Below are 20,185 nucleotides of genomic sequence, written 5' to 3'. Positions count from 1 at the left end.
TAAATATTTAAGCCAGAACGATCTGGCTGAAGCTGTCGGCTTTGAGACTTGCGCCGCCTACCAGCACACCGTCCACATTGTCAAGGCGGATGATGGTTCCGGCGTTGTCGGGCTTGACGGAACCGCCGTAGAGGATGCGCACGGCTGCTCCCTGGGTGGGCAGCAGAGCCATGAGTTTTTCGCGCACAAAGGCATGGGCGGCCAGAATCTCGGCCGGTCCGGCGACTTCGCCCGTGCCGATGGCCCAGACCGGCTCATAGGCCACTGCCAGGTTATCGGCCGTGGCCGTGCCGAGCACGCCATCCAGGCCCTTCTCCAACTGCCGCGCGAGTACCGCCTCGACCTGCCCTGCCCTGCGCTCCTCGATGGTCTCACCGATGCACAGGATCATCCGCAGGCCCGCTCCCAGGCCGAAGGTCACCTTCCGCCCGACAAGTTCGTCACCCTCTCCCAGGACGTGCCTGCGCTCGGAGTGGCCGGCCAGGGCGTAGACACAGCCCAGGTCCAGCAGCTGCTCCGGGGCGATCTCGCCCGTGAAGGCTCCCTGCCCGGCAGGGTAGAAGTTCTGGGCTCCGGCGCTGCAGCCAGGGGTCTTGGAAAGGATGGGGGCCACGGCCGAAAGCATGGTGAAGGACGGGCAGACCAGGACCTCCCGGTCCGCGGGCAGACGCCCGTCCAGCAGCTTGACCAGTTCCGCGGCCGTGGCCTCGCCGTCGGCCACGGTCTTGTACATCTTCCAGTTGGCGGCCATGAGCTTCTTCATGACTTCTTCTCCAGGGCGGTGAAGGCCGGCAGCTCCTTGCCTTCGAGGAATTCCAGGAACGAGCCGCCGCCGGTCGAGATGAAGGAGAACTTCTCGGTCAGCCTGGTCTGTTCCACGATGACGTTGGTGTCGCCGCCGCCGAGGATGGTCATGGCCGGGATGGCGGCCACCACGCGGCAGAGGTTGATGGAGCCCTGTGCAAAGGCCGGGTTCTCGAAGGCGCCCATGGGGCCGTTCCAGATGACGGTCTTCGCGTCCTTGATGACCTCGGCGAACAGGGTGTGGGAGGCCGGACCCGTGTCGAGGATCATCTCATCCTGGGGGATGTCCTGGTAGGTCTTCACGCCCGAGGCGATGCCGCCCTTGGGGTCGGTGCCGAGGATGAAGTCCACGGGCAGGTAGAACTTGACGCCCTTCTCGCGGGCTTCGACCATGATGGCCATGGCCTCCTCGAGCAGGTCGTCCTCGACCAGGGAGGTGCCGACCTCGAAGCCCTGGGCCTTGCGGAAGGTGTTGGCCATGGCGCCGCCGACGATCATGGAATCCACCTGGTTCATGAGGGCCTTCAGGATGCCGAGCTTGGAGGAAACCTTGGCGCCGCCGATGATGGCCACGAAGGGCCGCTCGGGGTCCTTCAGGGCCTCGCCCAGGTACTGCCATTCCTTCTTCAGGAGCAGACCGCCGCAGCAGTCGGCGATGAACTCAGTCACGCCGACCACCGAGGCGTGGGCCCGGTGGGACGCGCCAAAGGCGTCGTTGACGTAGACCTGGCCGAGGCCGGCCAGCTCGCGGCTGAAGTCGGGGTCGTTCTTGGTCTCGCCGGGATGGAAGCGCAGGTTTTCGAGGAGCAGGACCTCGCCCGGCTTCAGGGCGTCGGCCATGGCCCTGACCTCGGGCCCGATGCAGTCCGGAGCCATCTTCACTTCGCGCCCCAGCAGCTCGGCCAGGCGCGCGGCCACGGGCTTGAGGGAGAACTGGGCGTCCGGGGCGCCCTTGGGCCGGCCAAGATGGGAGCAGATCACCAGGGATGCGCCGCCGTCCAGGGCCATCTGCAGGGTCGGCAGGCTCTGCCTGATGCGGTTGTCGTCGGTGATGGTCTCGCCCTTCAGGGGGACGTTGTAATCGACGCGCATGAGAACGCGTTTGCCGCTGACGTTCAGTTCGTCCAGAAATCGCATATGATCTGCCTCCATGGGCTGCGGAGTTGGTTGTCTAAGGCGTGTACAAACATCCGCTTATCTACTGGAATGGCGCGGGAATGACAATGCCCCGCCCCCATCGGCATGGAATCCGGCCAGCACCCCTTGATCCCGGAACGCAAAGCACGCACAATGCCATGGTCCCGGTTTTCCGCAACGTCATCCCAAGGATCGCAGCATGACCGCACCGCGCATCGCCCCCATGACCATGAACGACTACCCCGCCGCCCTCGCCCTGTGGCAGGGCACGCCGGGCATCGGCCTGTCCGCCGCCGACGGGCCCGAGCACATGCGCGGCTACCTGCTGCGCAACCCGGGCCTGAGCCAGTGCGCCTGGTCCGGCGATGCCCTGGCGGGTACGGTCCTGGCTGGCCACGACGGCCGGCGCGGCTACCTGCACCACCTCTGCGTGCACGAAGGCTACAGGCGCCGCGGCATCGGCCGCATGCTGATCGACAGCGCCCTGGGCGCCCTGGCCGAGGCCGGCCTGGACAAGGCCCACGCCTTCCTCTTCACGGACAACGAGGACGGGCGGAAATTCTGGGAACGGATCGGGTGGAACTGGCGCACGGACATCGGGGTCGTGTCCCGGATGACGACGGGAGGCGGGCGATGAAGACCATTCTGAACGAGAGCAGGCAGCGCCTTGACCACGTACGCGCCATCCGGCGCGAGCTGCACCGGCATCCCGAGATCGGCGCGGACCTTCCCCAAACCAGGGCCCTGGTCCTGCGCGAACTGAACAGGCTCGGCCTGGACGTACGGGAGAACGTCGGCGGAGGCATCGTGGCCGATCTGCGCGGGCCGGACGGCGCCTCGGACGGGATGGTCGCCCTGAGGGCCGACATGGACGCCCTGCCCGTGCAGGAGGAGACGGGGCTCGACTTCGCCTCGCAGATTCCGGGGCAGGCCCACGTCTGCGGTCACGACGCGCACACGGCCATGCTCCTGGGCGCGGCCGCCCTGCTTACGAACCTGCGGGACCGGCTGCCGACAGGCGTGCGATTTCTCTTTCAACCCAACGAGGAGAACCAGCCCGGCGGGGCGAGGTTCATGGTCGAGGCCGGATGCCTGGACGGCGTGCGCGAGGTCTACGGCCTGCACGTCTGGCCCGGCAAACCCACGGGCTGGTTCGGCACCCGCCCCGGCCCCCTCATGGCCCGGCCCGACGTCTTCGGCGTGACCCTGCGTGGCAAGGGCGGCCACGCCTCGGCCCCGCACCAGTGCGTCGACCCGGTCCTGGCCGCCTGCCACCTGGTGACCCAGTTCAACACCATCGTCTCGCGCCGGGTGCCTCCGGGCGAGCGGGCCGTGCTCAGCGTGACGCGCCTCGACGCCGGCACGGGCTACAACATCATCCCGGAAACAGCCTTCCTGCAGGGCACGGTACGCACGCTCTCATCATCGATGGGCGACATGATCGAAGGGGCCATGCGCGCCATGACGGACGCCGTGGCCGCAGGCATGGGCGTGCAGGCCGACTTCGACTACCTGCGGGGCTTCCCCGTGGTCGACAACGACCCTGCCGCCGCGACGAAAGCCGCACGGGTTCTCGGGGAGATGTCGGAAAAGGTGGAGGGGAACATCGATCCGGTCATGGCCGGAGAGGATTTCTCTCATTACCAACTTAAGGTGCCCGGCTGCTTCGTCTTCATGGGCTGCGGCCCCTGCGCCGCCGACGGCCGGGGCGGGCTGCACAGCTCGTGCTTCTGCCTGGACGAGGACTGTCTGCCCTGGGGTATGGCGGCCCTGGCCGCCCTGGCCTTGGATCGGGGGTGAGCCGCGCGTTTTCCCTGTCGCTGCAGGTCGAAAATCATGGATTCCCGCCTTCGCGGGAATGACGCCGGAAAAATGCGGCAGAAATCCACTGACGGCCAACCACAAAAGAGGGGGCACCCAGAGGCCTGCAAACTTTTCCTGCCTTTCCATTCTCCCGCTCAAAGCCCAAACCCCGAGCGTGTCGGGCGGTCTGCGGCGAGGGCCGTCGACTGTCCGACCGATCCAGGCATCGTTTGCTTTCCGGCCGCGGCCCGGACAACGCGCCGCCCTCTGTACGACGATCAAGGCCGGAAAGCATTACGAGGCCCGCGAGGAAGTTTCGACGGACCTTGCCGCAGACCGACCGGTACGCGGCCGCCCCGTCACGCCCCCCGCTTTTCCCTCCTGAATGAAGACCGCCGGAAGCTCGACCGGACAGCCGAACCTCTCTGTCAGGGCTGCTCGTAAAACACGTACGTCGCGAACTCCGCGACCTCGAAGTACACCTTCTTCTCGCCCGGCCCGACCTTGCCGTCGAAATCCGTGTCGGCCACGCCGTAGCCGAAGCGGTAGCCCCGGGCCTGGCGGTCCGAGGTGCCGTAGGCCGTGGACAGCTTGTCGATCTTGATGAAGCGATGGACGAGCTTGTCCCCGGAGAACACCTCCAGGACGCCGTTGGTCCCGGTCCAGTTCTGGATGGAGCGCCCCAACTGGTTCTGGGCTTCCTGCGTGCAGCCGAAAAGGCCGGCCAGCAGGAGCGCGATCATGATCTTCCGCATCGTTCCTCCGTTTTTCCAGGGTTCATAGCCGGGTTTTCATAAGCCTAGGTCCGCCTTGCGCCACTTGGTCCAGGCCGGAAGGTCGGCCCAGGCGGTCCTGATCAACTCCTCGTGCAGATCCGCTTGCGGGTCGAGTTCCCGCAGCGCGGCCTTGAAGGCCGGTCCGTGGTTGCGGTGCGCCACGTGGCAGAGCTCGTGGAGCACGATGTTGCGCGCCAGGGGCCGGGGCAGAAAAAGGAGCTTGGCGTTGAGGCTGATGCCGCCCCGCGCCGAACAGCTGCCCCAGCGCCCGGCCTGGTTCCGCACCCGGACGCCCGAAATGGTCACCCCATGCAGTTGCGCAAGCTCCCGGCAAAACGGGACGAGATGGCACTTGCCCAGGTCGGCCAGCCACATCTGCAGCAACAGCGCCCCGGCACCGGCTTCGCCCCGGGGAAGCAGCACGCGCAGCTGCGAATCCGCGACATGCAGTTCGGGCCGGACGCCTTCGCCGTAGGCAACGCAAAACTTGCGATCAAGGAACGCGAGTTCGACCGTATCCGGCAAGGGGTTCTGCCCAGGCGCCTGGCCCCGGGTTTCGAGGTCGGCCAGCCGCTCCATGAGCCAGGATTTGTGCCGTTCGAGAATCGACGGCACTTCTGCCGCCGAGACCCTGTACGGCAGGACGACCTCGATCCCCCGGCAGGAGCGCATCTTGAGCCAGACCTTGCGCGCCCGGGGGTTGCGGGTCACGGTGACGGGGATGGAATTCCACTGCATGGACGAAAAAGGGCGGCTTTCGCCGCCCTCCGCTTACCAGGTTTTGGTCCGTTGTTCCGCCAGGGCCTTCTCCTGCTCCTCGAAGTCGACGAACCCGGCCTGATGCAGGGCATCCCTGACCGTAGTCTGCCAGTCCCAGTTGGAGTAGATGACCGGCTTGTGGAAGATGCTGCGGAAGGAGGCCAGCTCCTGACGGTAGAAGTCCTCCTTGACGGTGCCGAGGTTGGACTGCAGCTGCTCGTGCAGGCGGGCCAGCTCGCCTTCGTACCAGTCCATGAGGTCCGGGCCGGAGGTGTTCTTCTTGAGGATGTGCTCGTAGCGGTTCTCGGCCAGGAGCATGTGCAGGCGCTCCAGGTGTTGTTCCGTGAGCCACGCGCCCAGGCCCGAGAGCGGGATGTTCTCGGACTCGACCTCGGCGATGTCGAACTTAGTCTGCTGGTAGGTGTCCGGCACGACCGAGGCGGAAACGATGCCGGCGATGCACACCAGACCGCGGATGATCTTGGAGTTGGACACGCCTTGGCCGCAGAAGCCGACCTTCTTGCCGAACTTCTGGCCCGTGAAGATGGTCGTCAGGATGGCCCAGACAACCGCCGGGTCCTCCTCGTCGTAGATGTGGCGCAAACGCGCGTTGTCGCGGTCGGTTCCGAGCACCAGCTGGGTCATGTCGTTGGAGCCGATGGAGAACCCGTCGACTTCCTTGATGAATTCCTTGGCCAGCACGGCGTTGCTCGGGATCTCGGACATGACGATGATCTTCAGGCCGTTGTCGCCGGACTGGATGTGGTGCACCTGCTGGAGGTAGCGCTTCATGGAGCGGACCTCTTCGAGGGTGCGCACGAAGGGCAGCATGAGGTGCAGGTTCGCCCCGCCGAAGGCGCCGCGGGCCAGCTTGAAGGCCTCAAGCTCCCAGTCGTGGATGTTGCGCGACACGCCGCGGAAACCGAGCATGGGGTTGTCCTCATGCCCCTCGAACAGCAGGCCGCCCAAAAGGTTGCGGTACTCGTTGGTCTTGTAGTCCGTGGTGCGGTAGACGATTGTCTTGCCGTGGAAGGCCATGGCGAAGAGGGCCAGGCCCTGGGCCAGGGACTGGATGTACAGTTCCTTGCCGCTGCGGTAGCCGCGGGCCTTGAGGATCTCGCGGATCTTCTCCGGCAGGGTGCGGACCGTGTCCATCTCCTGCTGTAGGCCGACCTTCTTGGCCACGTCCTCGCGCATGGCGGAGATCTTCTCCAGGGTGGCGACAATGACCGGGTCCTTCTCGATGCGCGCCACGTCGCGGCCGATGGAGTCCTGAATCTCGTGGCGGCGGCGCTGGGACTGCGGGTCGGAGCCCAGGGTCTCCAGTTCGTCGGCGTAGCCCATGATGACGGCAACGTGGTCCTTCAGGTCATGGGAGGTCTTCAGGACCTCGAAACGCTGGGTGGCGAACTCCAAGTGCTCGTCGAGCTTCTTGTCCAGTTCGCGCAACTGCCGGTGGATGGCCAGGACCTCGTCGGTGCCCTTGGCGCCCTCGCGCTCGGTCAGCTCCTCCATCTTGCGGCCCAGGCCCGTGACGATGCCCACGTAGCTGCGCAGCTTGATGTCCAGGGAAATGATGCCGGCGGCCATCTGCTCGGACACGATCTTGGTCAGGTCGTTCTCGAGGATCGTGAGCTTCTCGGTGACCACGCTCTCCAGGGTGCCCAGGTCGTAGGCCTCCAGGGCCAGGGGATGGACGCCGATGTTGCCGAGCATGAACTCGGCGCGCAGCAGGCCCACCTCGAAATCGGGCACGTCGCGCAGACGCGACAGGAAGAGGGACTGGCCCACGTCGGCCAGGATGAGACCGACCTTGGTCTTGGTGGCCGGCAGTTCGCTGACGTCGATCTCGCCGCCCACATCGACCAGTGGCAGCAGGCCCCGGTAGACCTTGCCGCGCGAGCCGTCCACGGTCACGTCCTGGCCGTCCAGGGTACGCAGCTTCTCCAGGCGCTTGATGCCGATGACGGCCGGGATGCCCAGCTCGCGGGAGGTGATGGCCGCGTGGCTGGTGTCGCCGCCGGCGTCAGCCATGATGGCCGAGGCGATGCGCATGCCCGGCACCATGTCCGGGTCCGTGCGCTCGGCCGCCAGGACGTTGCCTTTGTTGATCTTGTTCAGTTCCAGGGCCGAGCGCAGGTAGCGTACCTGGCCCTGACCCGCGCCGCGGGACGCGCCGTTGCCCTCAAGGAGCACTTCGGCATGTTTGGCGGCTTCGGGGTCCACTTCCTTGCGGCGCATGAAAATCGTGTGCGGGTGGTGATCCAGCTCTTCGTTCCAGCGGGTCTCGGGGCGGGCCTGCACGAACCACAGGCGGTCCCACTGGTCGATGCAGAACTCCGAGTCCATGATCATGCCGCCGTAGCCCTTGCTGATGCAGCGCACACCCTTGGCCACGGATTCGGCCTGGGCCAGGGACAGGGACCAGCGGAATGCCATGTCTTCGGGCACGGCCTCGACCTTGGTGCCGCGGCCGGATTCCTTGTAGACGATGCGCTTGTCCTTGCAGCCCATGTAGCGGATGACGATCTCCTGACCGTCCTCACGCTGAAAGACATAGAATTTGTCGGGGGTGACCAGGCCGCTGACCACGGCTTCGCCAAGGCCGTAGCTTGCGTCGATGGACACGAGATCCTTGCGGGACGTGCCGCGGCAGCCCGTGGAGGTGTCGGCAGAGAAGGCCGTGCCCGAGATGACCGGGTTGATCATGCGCATGATGCAGACGGAAAGGGACGTGTTCTCGATGGCCCATTCCTGCTTGGCCTTGATGGCGATGGAGTCGTCGCCCGTCTGCTCGGCCTTGGCCACGGCGTCGAGGATGGCCTCGCGGCGGTAGGTCATGGAGCGCAGGTTGTAGGCCGAGGCGCAGTCCCAGTGATAGGCCTGGACCACATAGTTCTCGCCCACGATATTGAGGTAGGTGTCCTGCAGGCCGGCGAAGGCCTTCTTGCGGCTGTCCTCGCCGGCGGCCGAGGAGCGCACGGCCACGGGCTCGTTCTCCAGGCCCGCTTCCTTGCAGATGTCGAGGTAGGCGCCGCGCACGGCGTCGGCCACTTCCTTGGGCAGGTCGACGGAAAGAATGGCCACCTGCACGAGGACCGAGCGCTTGCGCAGCTGGTCGATGCCCTCAGGGGAGACGGCGAAGCCCTCGACGACGTTGTTGATGAAGGAGCGCAGACGGATGAGGGTTCCTTCCTGCTTCTTGGCGGCTTCCTTCACGTCGAGGGCGATCTTGCGGACGAATTTCTGGAGGAACTCGGAGTCCTTGTTGATCTCGGCGTCGCTCCAGTCCGTGGTGTCGTAGGCCCTGTCCACGGTGCTGCGGACCAGGGCGGCGTTGACCTTGGTCTCGTCGAGAAGCTTATGGAAGGCGATGGAGGAAACGGCCCTGAACTGCGGGGCGCGGATCCCCTCGATGGTGCTGATGATGGCGGTGTTGTAGTTCTTGCCGCCGACCAAAAGCTCCGCCTCCTCGCCAATGGTCACGATGTCCTTGCCGGTCAGGATGAGCTGCTTCTGAATCAGCTCCAACTGCTCCGCGGACGGCGTGCCTTTATCCGACGCATCGGCTTTCTTCTTGGAACCCTTCTTCTCGCTCTCAGCCATCTTCGCCTCCTTCGTGCGCGATTCGATCACATTCAAGCCCGCAAAAAACTGGGCATGGGGTACAGCCGACAAGACGGCTCGTCAACAACGTCGACCCCTCATGACACGAAAAAATGATATACAAAAGTTCTTGACAGCAAAAGGACAGGCCCGAAGGCCTGTCTTACACCTTTTGTCCACACCCCGGACAGAACTTGAAGTCGTCCCTGGTGACCGGCGCTGAGCAGGTCGGGCATTTGCGGGGCGCGGGCACGAGCTTGACCAGCAGCTCCCCTTCCTTGACCGGGACCATCTTCTTGTCTTCCTGGTAGTCGGCGAACTTGAGCACCCGCTCGACCATGCCGTCTACCGGCGCGAGCACGGACTTCTCCTGCTTCATGATGGAGATGTTGAAGAGCTCCTCGCCCTTTTTCACCATGTCGCCGGGCTTGACGTGCACCACCCACAGGTCGCCGCTGGACGGCGAGCCCACCTGGTACGGGTCGCGCGGGTCGGCCATCTCCAGCCCCGTCTCGGCCTGGCCCACGGCCTCGGCTACCTTGACCTGCTGGCTGAAGGACTCGGAGTCGAGGGTGTAGGAGACCAGGCTCATGCCGTGGTCGTCTGGCCTGGAGACGTGCTGCATGGCCAAGACATGGTGCTTGCCACTGGAATCCTTGAACATGAATTCCTCGCCGGCGCGGATGCCCTCGAACCAGACATTGAGGGGCAGGCGGTTGCAGTCCCCGTACCTGGTCACGAACTTGATGGTGTTCAGAGCGTCGCCGGGCTGGCTCAGGTACATGAGCAGCTCCTCTTCCGTGGGCATGCGCCCGATGTGCTCGGACAGGCTCTGCTGCTCCTTGGCGATGTCCACATCCTGCAGAGTGGACAGCGGGGAGCATTCGGTGCGCCGTTCGATGGCCTCCTTCCAATCGGCCCCGAAGGCCGACTCGTAGACCCAGTCCGGCGGGAAGCCCAGGGGCAGACGGCCGAACTTTCCCAGGAGCAGGTCGCGGAAGGCGTCGTTGGAATCCTGGTAGATCTTCAGGCGCTCGGCCCGGATCTCCTCGGGCAGGCTCTCCTCGGGCATGGTCACGACCTGGTCCAGGACGGACAGAAGCTTGCGCAGCCCCCTGCGTCCGCCGCGCTTGTAGGCGCCGGTCACGGCCAGGAAGGCCGTGTTCCAGGTGATCTGCGATCCCGGCGTCACGTCGTGGTAGCGTACGATCTTGCGGATGCCGGCCAGGAACTTGAGCATGAAGGGCAGCAGGTGGATGTAGCCCTGCTTCATGGCCCCTTCCTGCGACGACGACGTCGCCCCGCCCGGCATGCCGTGTTCGATGACGTCGTAGTCCACGCCCTGGAAGTACGGGGCCGTGTAGCGGTCGTAATAGGGCATGATCTGCTTGAGCACGAAGCCCGTGGTGCGGATCATCTCCTTGTTCAGGTTGGTCTTGAGGCCCAGTTCCTCGATGTAGGCCGCCGTGGACAGGACCTCGCCCTGGCCGTACCAGCGCACGGCCGCGCCGATGCCCGTGTCCACGATGTGCGCCCCGGCCTTGGCCGCAGCGGCCACGGACGGCACGAACAGGCCGTCGGTGCAGTGGCGGTGGAAATGGACGATCAGGTCCGGGTAGGCCTTGCGAATGGCCGTGACCAGTTCGGTCATGAAGACCGGCGGGCAGACGCCGGCCATGTCCTTCAGGCCCAGGATGAACTTCTTCTCGGCCTGCTTCTTGGAGCAGCCCAGGACCTGGGCGTTCATGTCGATGATCTCCTGCACCACGCCCAGGTAGTGCGGCACGTCGAAGCCCTTGGCGAAGGACAGGGAGATGGCCGGTTCCCAGATGTTGCCCTTTGCGTTGAGCGCAACTTCCGCGAACGGCCGCATGTTCTCGATGTGGTTCAGGAAGTCGAAGCAGCGCACCACGTCGTAATGCTCGCAGATCATCTCGCCCGTGCGGCGCATGATGTTGCGCGGCACCGGCTTGTAGCCGAGCACGTTGGTCGAGCGGATGAGCAGCTGCTTCAGGGTCTTGGGCGCGAACTCGTTCCACTCGCGCGCCTCGGAGAAGGGGTAGGTCATGTTCGCGAGCATGGCCACGTGGAAGTGCGCGCCGCCGCCGTTCTCCAGGGAGAAGAACCCGCAGTTGTCGAGGTAGGGCCCGATGATGCGGTCCTCGGCCAGGCGGAAGCGGTTGCCGGAGTTGGACTGCGTGATGTCGCGCGTCGTCGTGTCCGAGAAATGGACGTGGCCCGAATCGCGGATGTAGCTCAGGATGGCGTCGCGGTCGCCGCGCGGGTACGGGTACTCATAGTATTCGGGCTCGATGGACGGCAGGGACGGCTTGAAGGGGTCCATGCGCTTGCCTTCGCGCGTGCGGTACTCGCCGAGCTTGACGTGCGGGTTGTACCCGTGGGCCGAAATCTCCGCCACCAGGCGCGACAGGCGAACCGCCTCGGACTCCTTGTCCAAGTAGACCATGAGCTCAGGGGCGCTGGCCACGAACTTGGTGTCGTAGTCGCCGCTGCGGAAGCGCGGGTGGGCGATGATCTGGCGGTGGAACGGGATGGTCGTCTTGATGCCGCCGATGATGTATTCGCCCAGGGCCCGCTCCATGATGCCCAGGACCTTGTTCCACTGCGGGCCGTAGGCGATGAGCAGGGACGCGGCCGAGTCGTACTGGGCCGGGAACTCGTAGCCGCCGCAAACGCAGGAGTCCACGCGCACGCCGGGTCCGCCCGGCGACATGTAGCGCGTGATGCGCCCCGCGTTGGGCGAGAAGTTGTGCTGCGGGTCCTCGCAGTTGACGCGGACCTGGATGGCGTGGCTTTTCGGGGTGCAGTTCTCGTCGTTCAGGCGCAGTTCGGCCCCGAAGGCCACGGCGATCTGCTCCTCGACGAGGTCGATGCCGTAGCGGCACTCGGTGATGCCGTGTTCGACCTGCAGGCGGGTGTTGACCTCGATGAGGTAGGCCTCGCCCTTGGAGTCCACTAGGAACTCCACCGTGCACAGGGAGTGGTAGCCCACGGCCTGCACCAGCTGACGCGAGTAGGCCTTGAGCTGGTCGCGCAGCTCCTGGGTCATGCCCGTCCACGGCGACGGCGTGATCTCGACGAGCTTCTGGTGGTTGCGCTGCACGGTGCAGTCGCGCTCGTCGAAGGCGAAGACGTTGCCGTACTTGTCGGCGATGACCTGAATCTCGATGTGGCGCACGGAGGTCAGCAGCCGCTCGACGTAGAGGCGCGGGTTGCCGAAGGACGCCTGGGCCAGGGTCGAGGCCTTGACGAAGGCGTCGGCCAGCTGGTCCTGGCTGAAAACTTCATAGATGCCGCGGCCTCCGCCGCCGCCCTCGGCCTTGAGCATGACCGGCAGGCCGATCTCCCCCGCCACCTTCTTGGCCTCTTCCACGGACACGGCCCCTTCGGAGCCCGGCACGACCGGGATGCCCAGCTTCTGGGCCAGGGTGCGGACCTGCACCTTGTTGCCCAGCAGGCGCATGGCCTCGGACGTGGGCCCGATGAAGAGGATGCCCGCCTCGGCGCACTTGGACGGGAAGGAGTCGTCCTCGGAGGCGAAGCCCCAGCCGGGGTGGATGGCCGCAACGCCCCTGGCCTTGGCCATGGCGATGATCTTGTCGATGTCCAGATAGGCCCTCGGGTTCTCCCCGAGATGCAGCAGCTCCTGGGCGCCGGAGGTGAAGGGCGCGGTCTTGTCCACGTCCGTGGCCGTGATCATGGGTACGGCCTGGAACACTTCCTTGATGGAGCGGACGATGCGCCGCGCCGGAATGCCGCGGTTGGCCACAAGGATCTTCTTGCCCCGGATCTCCCGGGCAATCGCTTCAAAACTGCGGGGATGCAAAGACATATCTCTCTCCGTGCACATGGAATTTGCTTTTTTGATCACTCCTGCGGTCGCAGCGAACCCGAATGCAGCGTCCGCCGTCCGCCCTGCGCGTCGAGGACAATGCCCCCATCCGGGCTCACTCCCGTGAACACGCCGCAAACCGATGATCGATTGTCCGACACGTGCACCACGGCCCCGAGATAGGCCAGAACCCTCTCAACTGACTGGGAAAACTCCAGAGGAGTCGAATCAGAAAGTTCACGACTGTACCGAACCCGTCCAGAATTCACAAGCCGTAACCAGAGCCCAAAAATGGACATCCCCGCCATCAGGTCTCCCAGAACGGTTGCCTCGCAGGCCCGGTCGCGCCGCATGGCCGCGTCGTCCGGACACGTGGCGAGATTGAGCCCGATTCCGGCCAGCAGCACGTCACCCCGCTCCTCGATGAGGATGCCGCCGACCTTGCGGCCGTGCAGCAGAATATCGTTCGGCCATTTGAGGCGCACGGGCGCCCCGAGCTCGGCCAGGCCCAGGCACAGGACCCACCCCGTGAGGATGGAAACCATGTTCTGCCACGGGTCCGGGGAGGCGGGAAGGCGCCAGGCGGCGAAGAGGTTGCCCTGCTCCGAAACCCAGTTGCGGCGCAGCTGTCCGCGCCCGGACCACTGGCGGGTGGCCAGGACCGAGTCCCAGACGTCCAGCTCGCCGCGGCGGGCCAGGTGCATGGCCACGTCGAGCACGGACGAGCACGGACCGCTGAGCCAGAAGCGTTCGGACGGCCGGGACGAGGCCAGTTCGCCCTCACCGGCGAGCAGGGACGCATCCGGGTGACGTGCGGAAAACGCTTCCGTCACGCCGGGAATCTCAGGGGACCAGAGGATGGGCATGGATCGAGATGAGTCCTAGGACGTGGCCTTCTGCTTTTTCTGCATGAGCAGACGTTTGAGGTCCGACTTGTCCCCGGCCCTGTAGACCTGGGCGGGCTGGCTGCGGACCGGTGCGCGGCGCGGGGTGGACGGGGCGGCTTCCCCCGGCGCCTCGGGTTCGGGTTCCATCGGCGCCGCCGCCATGACCGTCGGTGCGGGCGCAGCCGGACGGGGCGGTTCGGGGCGCGGGGGCACAATCGGCGGCGCGGACGGCGGCGCGGGCCGCGAGGCAGCAGGGGCCACCACGGCCGCGGCCCTGGGCGGTCCCATGGGGCGGGCAGGGGCGGCGGGGGCCGCGGGGGGGGGCGCTGGAACCGGACGCGGAACGAGGGTCGGTGACGGCGGCTGGACACCCGCGACGAATCTGCCCGCAGGCGCCCCGGCCGGCTGGTAGAAGATGGCGCGCATGTAGCGCCTCGGTTCGAAGGCCTCGGTCACCCCCGTCAGGGACTCCGTCGAGCCGATGACGAGAGAGCCGTCGGGCTCCAGCACGTCGGCGATCTTCTCGAAGACCAGCTTCTTGTCCATGGGCGTGAAATAGATGGCCACGTTGCGGCAGAAGACCACGTCGAAGCGGCCAAGGCCCGTGAAGGGCTTCATCAGGTTGAACTTCTTGAACACGGCCATGGCCCGGATCTCGTCCTTGATCTTCCAGCCGTCGCCCATGAGGGTGAAGTAACGGTTCAGGGTCTGGGCCGGGAGGCCGCGCTCGATCTCGAACTTGTTGTATTTGCCGTAGCTGGCGCGGGTCACGGCCTCGTCGGAGATGTCCGTGCCGAGGATGGAGATCTGGAAGTTGTTCAGGTTGCCCAGGGCCTCGCGCAGGGCGATGGCGATGCTGTAGACCTCCTGCCCGGTGGAGCAGGCCGCGCTCCAGATGCGGATGGGCACGGGCCGTCCGGGGTTGGCCTTGGACCGGGCGTCGATGAGGTCGGGCAGAATCTTGTGCTTGAACAGTTCGAAGGGCGACGCGTCGCGGAAGAAGAGGGTCTCGTTGGTCGTGATGGCATTGACGACCTCCTTCTCCATGTTCCCGCTACGGTCGGCCTTCACCTTGTTGTAGAGGTCCATGTAGGAGGCGCAGACGTACTGCTGCATCATGGACTTGAGCCGCGTCTCGATCAGGTAGGTCTTGGTCGAGTCCAGGGCCACGCCGCAGATGGAGTGGATGTACTTGGCCAACAGGCCGAATTCTTCTGCGGTGATGGAACTCATGTTGCCGCCATTGTTGAAATGCACGCCTCTAGCGCACGGTGCGCACGATCTCGGAGGCGATGGACTGCAGGGGGGCGACCACGTCCACGACCCCGGCGTCCGCCGCCGTCTTGGGCATGCCGTAGACCACGCAGGACTCCTCGTCCTGGCCGATGGTCACGGCTCCGAAGCTCTTCAGCACCCGAAGCCCCAGCGTCCCGTCGCCGCCCATGCCGGTCATGATCACGCCCGTGGACAGGGCGCCGTACTCACGGGCCACGGAGCGGAACATGTAGTCCACGGCCGGCTTGCAGTTGTTCTCGGGCGGGTCGTCGGTGATCTGGATGACCTTGGTCCCGCCCTGCCCCGCCGCCACGCGCATGTGCTTCCCGCCGGGCGCGATGTAGATCACGTCGGGGCGGACGGTCTCGTTGTGCTCGGCCTCCCGCACCTCGTACTGGCACTTGGCGTCGAGGCTCTCGGCCAAGGACTTGGTGAAGACCGGCGGCATGTGCTGGACGATGAAGATCGGTACGCCGAGCCTCGGCAGCTGCGGCAGCATCTTGGTCAGGGCGTTGGGACCGCCGGTGGAGATGCCGATGGCCACGGCCTTGGACTTGCCCGTGCGCCTGGACGGCGCGGCCGTGGTCACGGTGGGCTTCGGCGCCGCGGGCGACGCGGCGCCCGAGGGCCGGACCGTCTGCTTGAGCAGGAGCTTCAGTTCCAAGCGTTTGGCGAAGGCCTTGACGCGCGGCAGCAGCGCTCCTTTGAGCAACTGCACGTTGGCCTGCATGGCGTCGGCGTCGGGCTTGGGGATGAAGTCGAAGGCGCCCAGCTCAAGTGCCTTCATGGTGATGTCGCTGCCGCGCTTGGTCCAGGAGGAGAGCATGATCGCGCCCACATCCGGGTGGTTTTTCTGGATCTCCTGCAGGGTCTCCAGGCCGTCCATGACCGGCATCTCCACGTCGAGGGTGATGAGGTCGGGTTTGAGGGAGGCGATGCGGGTCAGCGCGATCCGTCCGTTGTTGGCCGTGCCCACGACCTCGACCCCCGGCATCTCGGCCAGGATGTCCCCCACCACCTTGCGGTACATGATCGTGTCATCGACGACCAGAACACGAAGATTCATCCATTCTCCTTAAAAGATGTCAGCCCTGATCGTCGGCCAGCACTTCCTCGACGTCGAGGACGGCCACGAGGTCCCGGGCCGTCTTGAGCACGCCCTGGAAGTAGCGGCCCTTGAGCCCCTTGATGTTCGAAGGGGTCGGCTCCACATGCTCCCACTTGTCGGTGACCACGTCGGTGATGCGGTCCACCAGCAGGCCGATGTTCTCGTCGCGTGAATTGACGATGATGATGCGGCTGGTTTCGGTCATCTTCGACGGCGCCAGGCCCAGCTTGCGGCCCAGGTCGATGATGGTCACGATGCGGCCGCGCAGGTTCATGATGCCCAGCACATAGGACGGCGCCTGGGGCACCTTGGTCATCTCCATCTGCCGGTTCATTTCCTGGATGAGATTGATGTCGATCCCGCACAGGGCCGAGCCCACGTAGAAGCAGGACAGCTGCAGGGGACCCGTCTTTTCGGCCTGCTGTTTCATGCTAGTCTCCTTGTCAGAACATCGGGCATCGAACATGCACCTTGGGTAAAGTTGTCCGTACTCCGGAACGCCGTCAGATCAGGAGGCGTACCGCTTCAGCCATTCGTAGATGGTCTGCAGCAGGCGCTCCTTGTCGAGCTTGACCTGGTAGTCGTCGATGCCCACGGCCTTGCCCCGGGCCACGTCCTCGTCGCCGGCCAGGGAGGTCAGGGCGATGATGGGCGTGAGCGAGAAGCGCTTGTCCTGGCGGATGGTCTGGGCCAGGGTGAAGCCGTCCATGTTGGGCATCTCGATGTCCGTCACGACCAGGTCGTACTTCTGCGGCTCGGCGTCGAGCATGCCCCAGGCCACCAGGCCGTCCTCGGCCGTGTCAACGGTGTACCCGTCGTCCTCGATGAACTTGCGGACCTGGTTGCGGAAGAAGTCAGAGTCCTCGACCAGGAGCAGATGCGGCACGCCCACTTCCCCTGCGTCGTCGGCCACCTCGATGCTGCCGCGCACGGCGAACCATTCGGGCTGGACCGCCTGGATCAGCTCGTAGATGTCGACGATGAGGGTCGTGTTCTCGCCGATGACGGCGGAACCGCTGATGCCCGGCTGCTTCAGGGTGAACGTGTCGACGGTCACCTCGGTCTCGATGGCGTCCACCGGCGGCTTGGCCAGAAGGCCGATCTCGTGGCCGGCCATGAGGAAGACGATGACGATGAGTTCGCCCGTCAGGTCGAGGTGATGGACCGTCGTGGCCTGATCCAGGGAGAAGACGGGCAGCGTGCCGCCGCGGTACTTGATGACCCTGCGGCCGCCGACCTCCTCGATCTCGCGGGCGTCTATGAGCTCCACGCGGGCCACGAGGTCCAGCGGCACGGCGCAGTATTCCTCGGGCGTGTTGCGGAAGACGAAGAGGGACAGCTTGTCCTGGGTCTTGACCGTCTCGGCTTCCTTGGCGGCCAGGGCGCCGCGTTCGCGCACGCCCGTCAGGCTCAGGTCGCCCAGGCGGCCGAGGCCCGCCACGTCGAGGATGAGGGCCACATGGCCGTCGCCCATGATGGTCGCGCCGGCGTAGCCCTGACATTCCTTGAAGTGCCGTCCCAGGGGCTTGACCACGATCTCGACGGAGTCGTGGAGCTGGTCCACCACCAGGCCGTAGCGGAACTGCCCGGCCGAGACCACGACCAGGTTCACGTCGGCCATGGTGCAGCCCGCCTCCTGCATCTGACCGGCGCTCTTCCCGCCGCGCAGGAGTTCGCCGACCATGGACGAGGTGGTGCAGGCCGAACCGTCGAGCCCGAGCACATTGGAAAGATACAGCATCGGGATGAGTTCGCCGCGCAGGAGCAGGACCTCGGCGTCGCCGACCATCTCGATCCGCTCCGTGATCTGGTCCACGGGGATGCGCAGCAGCTCGTCCACGTTGACCTGCGGGATGGCGTAGCGTTCCTGGCCGACCGAGACCAGCAGGCTCGGGATGATGGCCAGGGTCAGGGGCAGCTTGATGCGGATGGTCGTGCCCTTGCCGCGGGCGGTCTCGATGTCCACCTGGCCGCCGAGCTGGTCGAGGTTGGACTTGACCACGTCCATGCCCACGCCGCGGCCCGACACGTCGGTGACCTGCTCGGCCGTGGACAGGCCCGGCAGGAAGATGAGGTTGGCCTTCTCCTTGTCGGACATGGACTTGGCCTGGTCGGGCGAGATGAGCCCGCGCGAGAGGGCCTTTTCCACGATCTTGTCGGTGTTCAGGCCCCGGCCGTCGTCGACGATCTCGATGATGACCTGGCCCGCCTCGTGGTAGGCCTTGAGGACGATGGTGCCCATGGCCGGCTTGCCGGCCAGGACGCGCTCGTCAGGCGGCTCGATGCCGTGGTCCGCGGAGTTGCGCACCAGATGGGTCAGGGGGTCGCCCAGGCCCTCGATGATGGTCTTGTCCAGCTCGACGTCGTTGCCTTCGAGCTGCAGGTCGATCTCCTTGCCCAGGTTGCGGGCCAGGTCGCGGACCACGCGCGGGAACTTGTTGAAGATGTTGCCCACGGTCTGCATGCGGGTCAGCATGATGGTTTCCTGCAGCTCGGACGTGACCAGGTCTATGCGCTGCCCGGCCACCTCGATCTGGTGCAGGGCGGCCGAGGAGATGGCCTGCATGAGCTGGTTGCGGCTCAGGACCAGCTCGCCGGCCAGGTTCATGAGGTCCTCCAGGAGGCTCACGTGCACGCGCAGGGTGTCGGGCTGGGTGATGGCGGACTTGGGCGCCTTTGCGTCGTTCCTGCGGTCTTCCTCGGAAACGGGACGCGGCTCCGGCTTGGGCTCGGGCTGCGGCGCCGGGGCGGCCTTCGGGGCCGGCGGCGCTGCGGCGACCTCGGTTCCGCCCAGGGCTTCGGCCAGGTTCGCACCGTTGAAGATTTCCGAAACCAGGGAGTCGGTCCTGTCCTCTTCAGGCGCCGCCGGGGTCGACTCCAGCAGTTCCCGGGCAAAATCGGCCTCGGGCGCCGGGGCAGTGGCCGGCTCGAACTTCAGGGGCAGGATGAACTCGCTTGCCAGGTCCAGCAGGGCCGGCATGATGTCGTCCTCGATGATGGAGCCGAAGAGGACGAAAAGCGGGATGCGGTTGGAGAAGCCGTCGTCCTCAAGGGTCCCGACGGCCTCGAAGTCGACCTTCAGGTCCAGCACGACGCCGGTGGAGTCCATGCATTTGAGGATGTCGAAAATGGTCTTTTCCTTGCGCTGCACGTCATGGATGAGGTCGAACTCCAGCAGGTAGAGATTCTTCCCGCCCTTGCGGTTCTGCAGCAGGTCGAACTCCGGAACCTCGAAGACGACCCTGCCGCGGCCGTCCTTGATCTCCACCCGGCGGTCGACGGAGGCCTTCTCCTCGCCCTTGAGGTTGGCCGAGGTGGCCGCCGTGAGGGCCGCGATGTGGTCGTCGATGTATGCGTCCTCGCTCTCGGCCACGTTGACGATCATGTCCCGGAGCTTGTCGAAGGCCAGCAGGACGATGTTGACCACTTCCGGGTCGGGCACGAGCTCGCGGTTGCGCACCATGTCCAGCACGTTCTCGATCTTGTGACCCAGGTCCTTGATCTTGATCAGCCCCAGAAATCCGGCCCCACCCTTGATGGAATGCGCCGCGCGAAAGACCTTGTTGACCAGCTCGACATCGATGTCCGCCCCGGACTGCTCGATGGCCAGGAGATCGTTCTCGATGTCCCCGAGATGTTCGGTGGCTTCTTCCACGTACATTTGTAGAGTTTCGTCATCCATCATCATCGTGCGAACTCCGTGTAGATTTCATGTTGGGGCTTCCGCCGCGGCAACCTTCAGTACCCATGCAGACGCCCCGGGCGCCGTCCTCCCGGGGAACCCATCCGAAAAAAACCGCAGATCCGCCCCCGTCCCCGGCGTGGAAGCCTGGGGAGGATGCCCGGATCACGGCTACGAGCCGAGATTGAGATGCTGGTCGAGGCGCATGGACTTGAACAGCTTCACGATGTTTTCCGAGGCCCCGCATATGACGAGCCGGCCGCCCTTCTTCTTCATGGAATTGTGGGTGGCGATGACCACGCCGATGCCGATGGAGTCCATCATGGCCGTCCCGGACAGGTCCAGGCGCAGAACCTGGGGGGACTCGTCGAGCACGGTGCTCAGTTCGTGCTTGAAATCCGGCACCATCGTGGACACGAGGTCCCGGTCCGGGATGATTGTCACGGTGCTTCCTTCACGGGTAATTGCGGACATGATCTCTCCTGATGAAAAAAT

Annotated in this window: 14 protein-coding genes; 2 read left to right on the top strand and 12 right to left on the bottom strand. The window is 65.4% G+C overall.

Annotated features, from left to right (window positions below):
• Nucleotides 1-7: 7 nt before the first annotated feature.
• Together tpiA and ACZ5AC_RS04335 are read right to left on the bottom strand one after the other, a co-directional pair.
• The gene (gene tpiA, locus ACZ5AC_RS04340) at nt 8-763 is read right to left on the bottom strand and encodes a triose-phosphate isomerase (protein WP_464249730.1); all 756 of its coding nucleotides are present in this window, start codon (nt 761-763) and stop codon (nt 8-10) included.
• Nucleotides 760-1,941 carry a phosphoglycerate kinase gene (locus ACZ5AC_RS04335; RefSeq protein ID WP_464249729.1) on the bottom strand — a complete coding sequence of 394 codons (1,182 nt, stop codon included), beginning with the start codon at nt 1,939-1,941 and terminating at the stop codon, nt 760-762. The genes tpiA and ACZ5AC_RS04335 overlap by 4 nt, the downstream gene beginning before the upstream one ends.
• Before the next feature lie 199 nt (nt 1,942-2,140).
• Between ACZ5AC_RS04335 and ACZ5AC_RS04330 the strand changes: the two genes are divergently transcribed.
• Both ACZ5AC_RS04330 and ACZ5AC_RS04325 read left to right on the top strand, forming a co-directional pair.
• Entirely contained in the window at nt 2,141-2,578 is a 438-nt protein-coding gene (locus ACZ5AC_RS04330) for a GNAT family N-acetyltransferase (protein WP_464249728.1), read from the top strand.
• The gene (locus tag ACZ5AC_RS04325) at nt 2,575-3,741 is read left to right on the top strand and encodes a M20 metallopeptidase family protein (protein WP_464249727.1); all 1,167 of its coding nucleotides are present in this window, start codon (nt 2,575-2,577) and stop codon (nt 3,739-3,741) included. Before ACZ5AC_RS04330 ends, ACZ5AC_RS04325 begins: the two co-directional genes overlap by 4 nt.
• A gap of 431 nt (nt 3,742-4,172) precedes the next feature.
• Here ACZ5AC_RS04325 and ACZ5AC_RS04320 read toward each other — a convergent pair whose 3' ends face one another.
• The 10 genes from ACZ5AC_RS04320 to ACZ5AC_RS04275 form a co-directional block, all read right to left on the bottom strand.
• Nucleotides 4,173-4,499 (bottom strand): hypothetical protein, encoded by a 327-nt coding sequence (locus tag ACZ5AC_RS04320; RefSeq protein WP_464249726.1) that lies wholly within the window; start codon nt 4,497-4,499, stop codon nt 4,173-4,175.
• A gap of 36 nt (nt 4,500-4,535) precedes the next feature.
• Complete coding sequence (locus ACZ5AC_RS04315; protein WP_464249725.1) at nt 4,536-5,258, bottom strand: M48 family metallopeptidase; 723 nt, start codon at nt 5,256-5,258, stop codon at nt 4,536-4,538.
• Nucleotides 5,259-5,291: 33 nt separating this feature from the next.
• Nucleotides 5,292-8,885 carry a PEP/pyruvate-binding domain-containing protein gene (locus tag ACZ5AC_RS04310; RefSeq protein ID WP_464249724.1) on the bottom strand — a complete coding sequence of 1,198 codons (3,594 nt, stop codon included), beginning with the start codon at nt 8,883-8,885 and terminating at the stop codon, nt 5,292-5,294.
• Nucleotides 8,886-9,048: 163 nt separating this feature from the next.
• Complete coding sequence (locus tag ACZ5AC_RS04305) at nt 9,049-12,738, bottom strand: pyruvate carboxylase (protein WP_464249723.1); 3,690 nt, start codon at nt 12,736-12,738, stop codon at nt 9,049-9,051.
• Between the two features lie 35 nt (nt 12,739-12,773).
• On the bottom strand, nt 12,774-13,604 hold the full coding sequence (locus ACZ5AC_RS04300) for a biotin--[acetyl-CoA-carboxylase] ligase (RefSeq protein ID WP_464249722.1): 831 nt from the start codon (nt 13,602-13,604) through the stop codon (nt 12,774-12,776).
• A gap of 15 nt (nt 13,605-13,619) precedes the next feature.
• Nucleotides 13,620-14,858: a CheR family methyltransferase gene (locus ACZ5AC_RS04295; protein WP_464249721.1), complete on the bottom strand. Its 1,239-nt coding sequence runs from the start codon at nt 14,856-14,858 to the stop codon at nt 13,620-13,622.
• Between the two features lie 28 nt (nt 14,859-14,886).
• A complete protein-coding gene (locus ACZ5AC_RS04290; RefSeq protein WP_464249720.1) occupies nt 14,887-15,966 on the bottom strand; it encodes a protein-glutamate methylesterase/protein-glutamine glutaminase in 1,080 nt (359 codons plus the stop codon).
• A 19-nt stretch (nt 15,967-15,985) separates the two neighbouring features.
• Nucleotides 15,986-16,438, bottom strand: a complete 453-nt coding sequence (locus ACZ5AC_RS04285; RefSeq protein ID WP_464249719.1) for a chemotaxis protein CheW — start codon at nt 16,436-16,438, stop codon at nt 15,986-15,988.
• Between the two features lie 78 nt (nt 16,439-16,516).
• On the bottom strand, nt 16,517-19,669 hold the full coding sequence (locus ACZ5AC_RS04280; protein WP_464249718.1) for a hybrid sensor histidine kinase/response regulator: 3,153 nt from the start codon (nt 19,667-19,669) through the stop codon (nt 16,517-16,519).
• A gap of 192 nt (nt 19,670-19,861) precedes the next feature.
• Nucleotides 19,862-20,164, bottom strand: a complete 303-nt coding sequence (locus tag ACZ5AC_RS04275) for an STAS domain-containing protein (protein WP_464249717.1) — start codon at nt 20,162-20,164, stop codon at nt 19,862-19,864.
• Nucleotides 20,165-20,185 lie beyond the last annotated feature (21 nt).

It is taken from the genome of Desulfomicrobium aestuarii (assembly GCF_055385525.1).
Note: the sequence above shows the minus strand (reverse complement) of the source record. Positions and strands in the feature narration are given on the sequence as shown.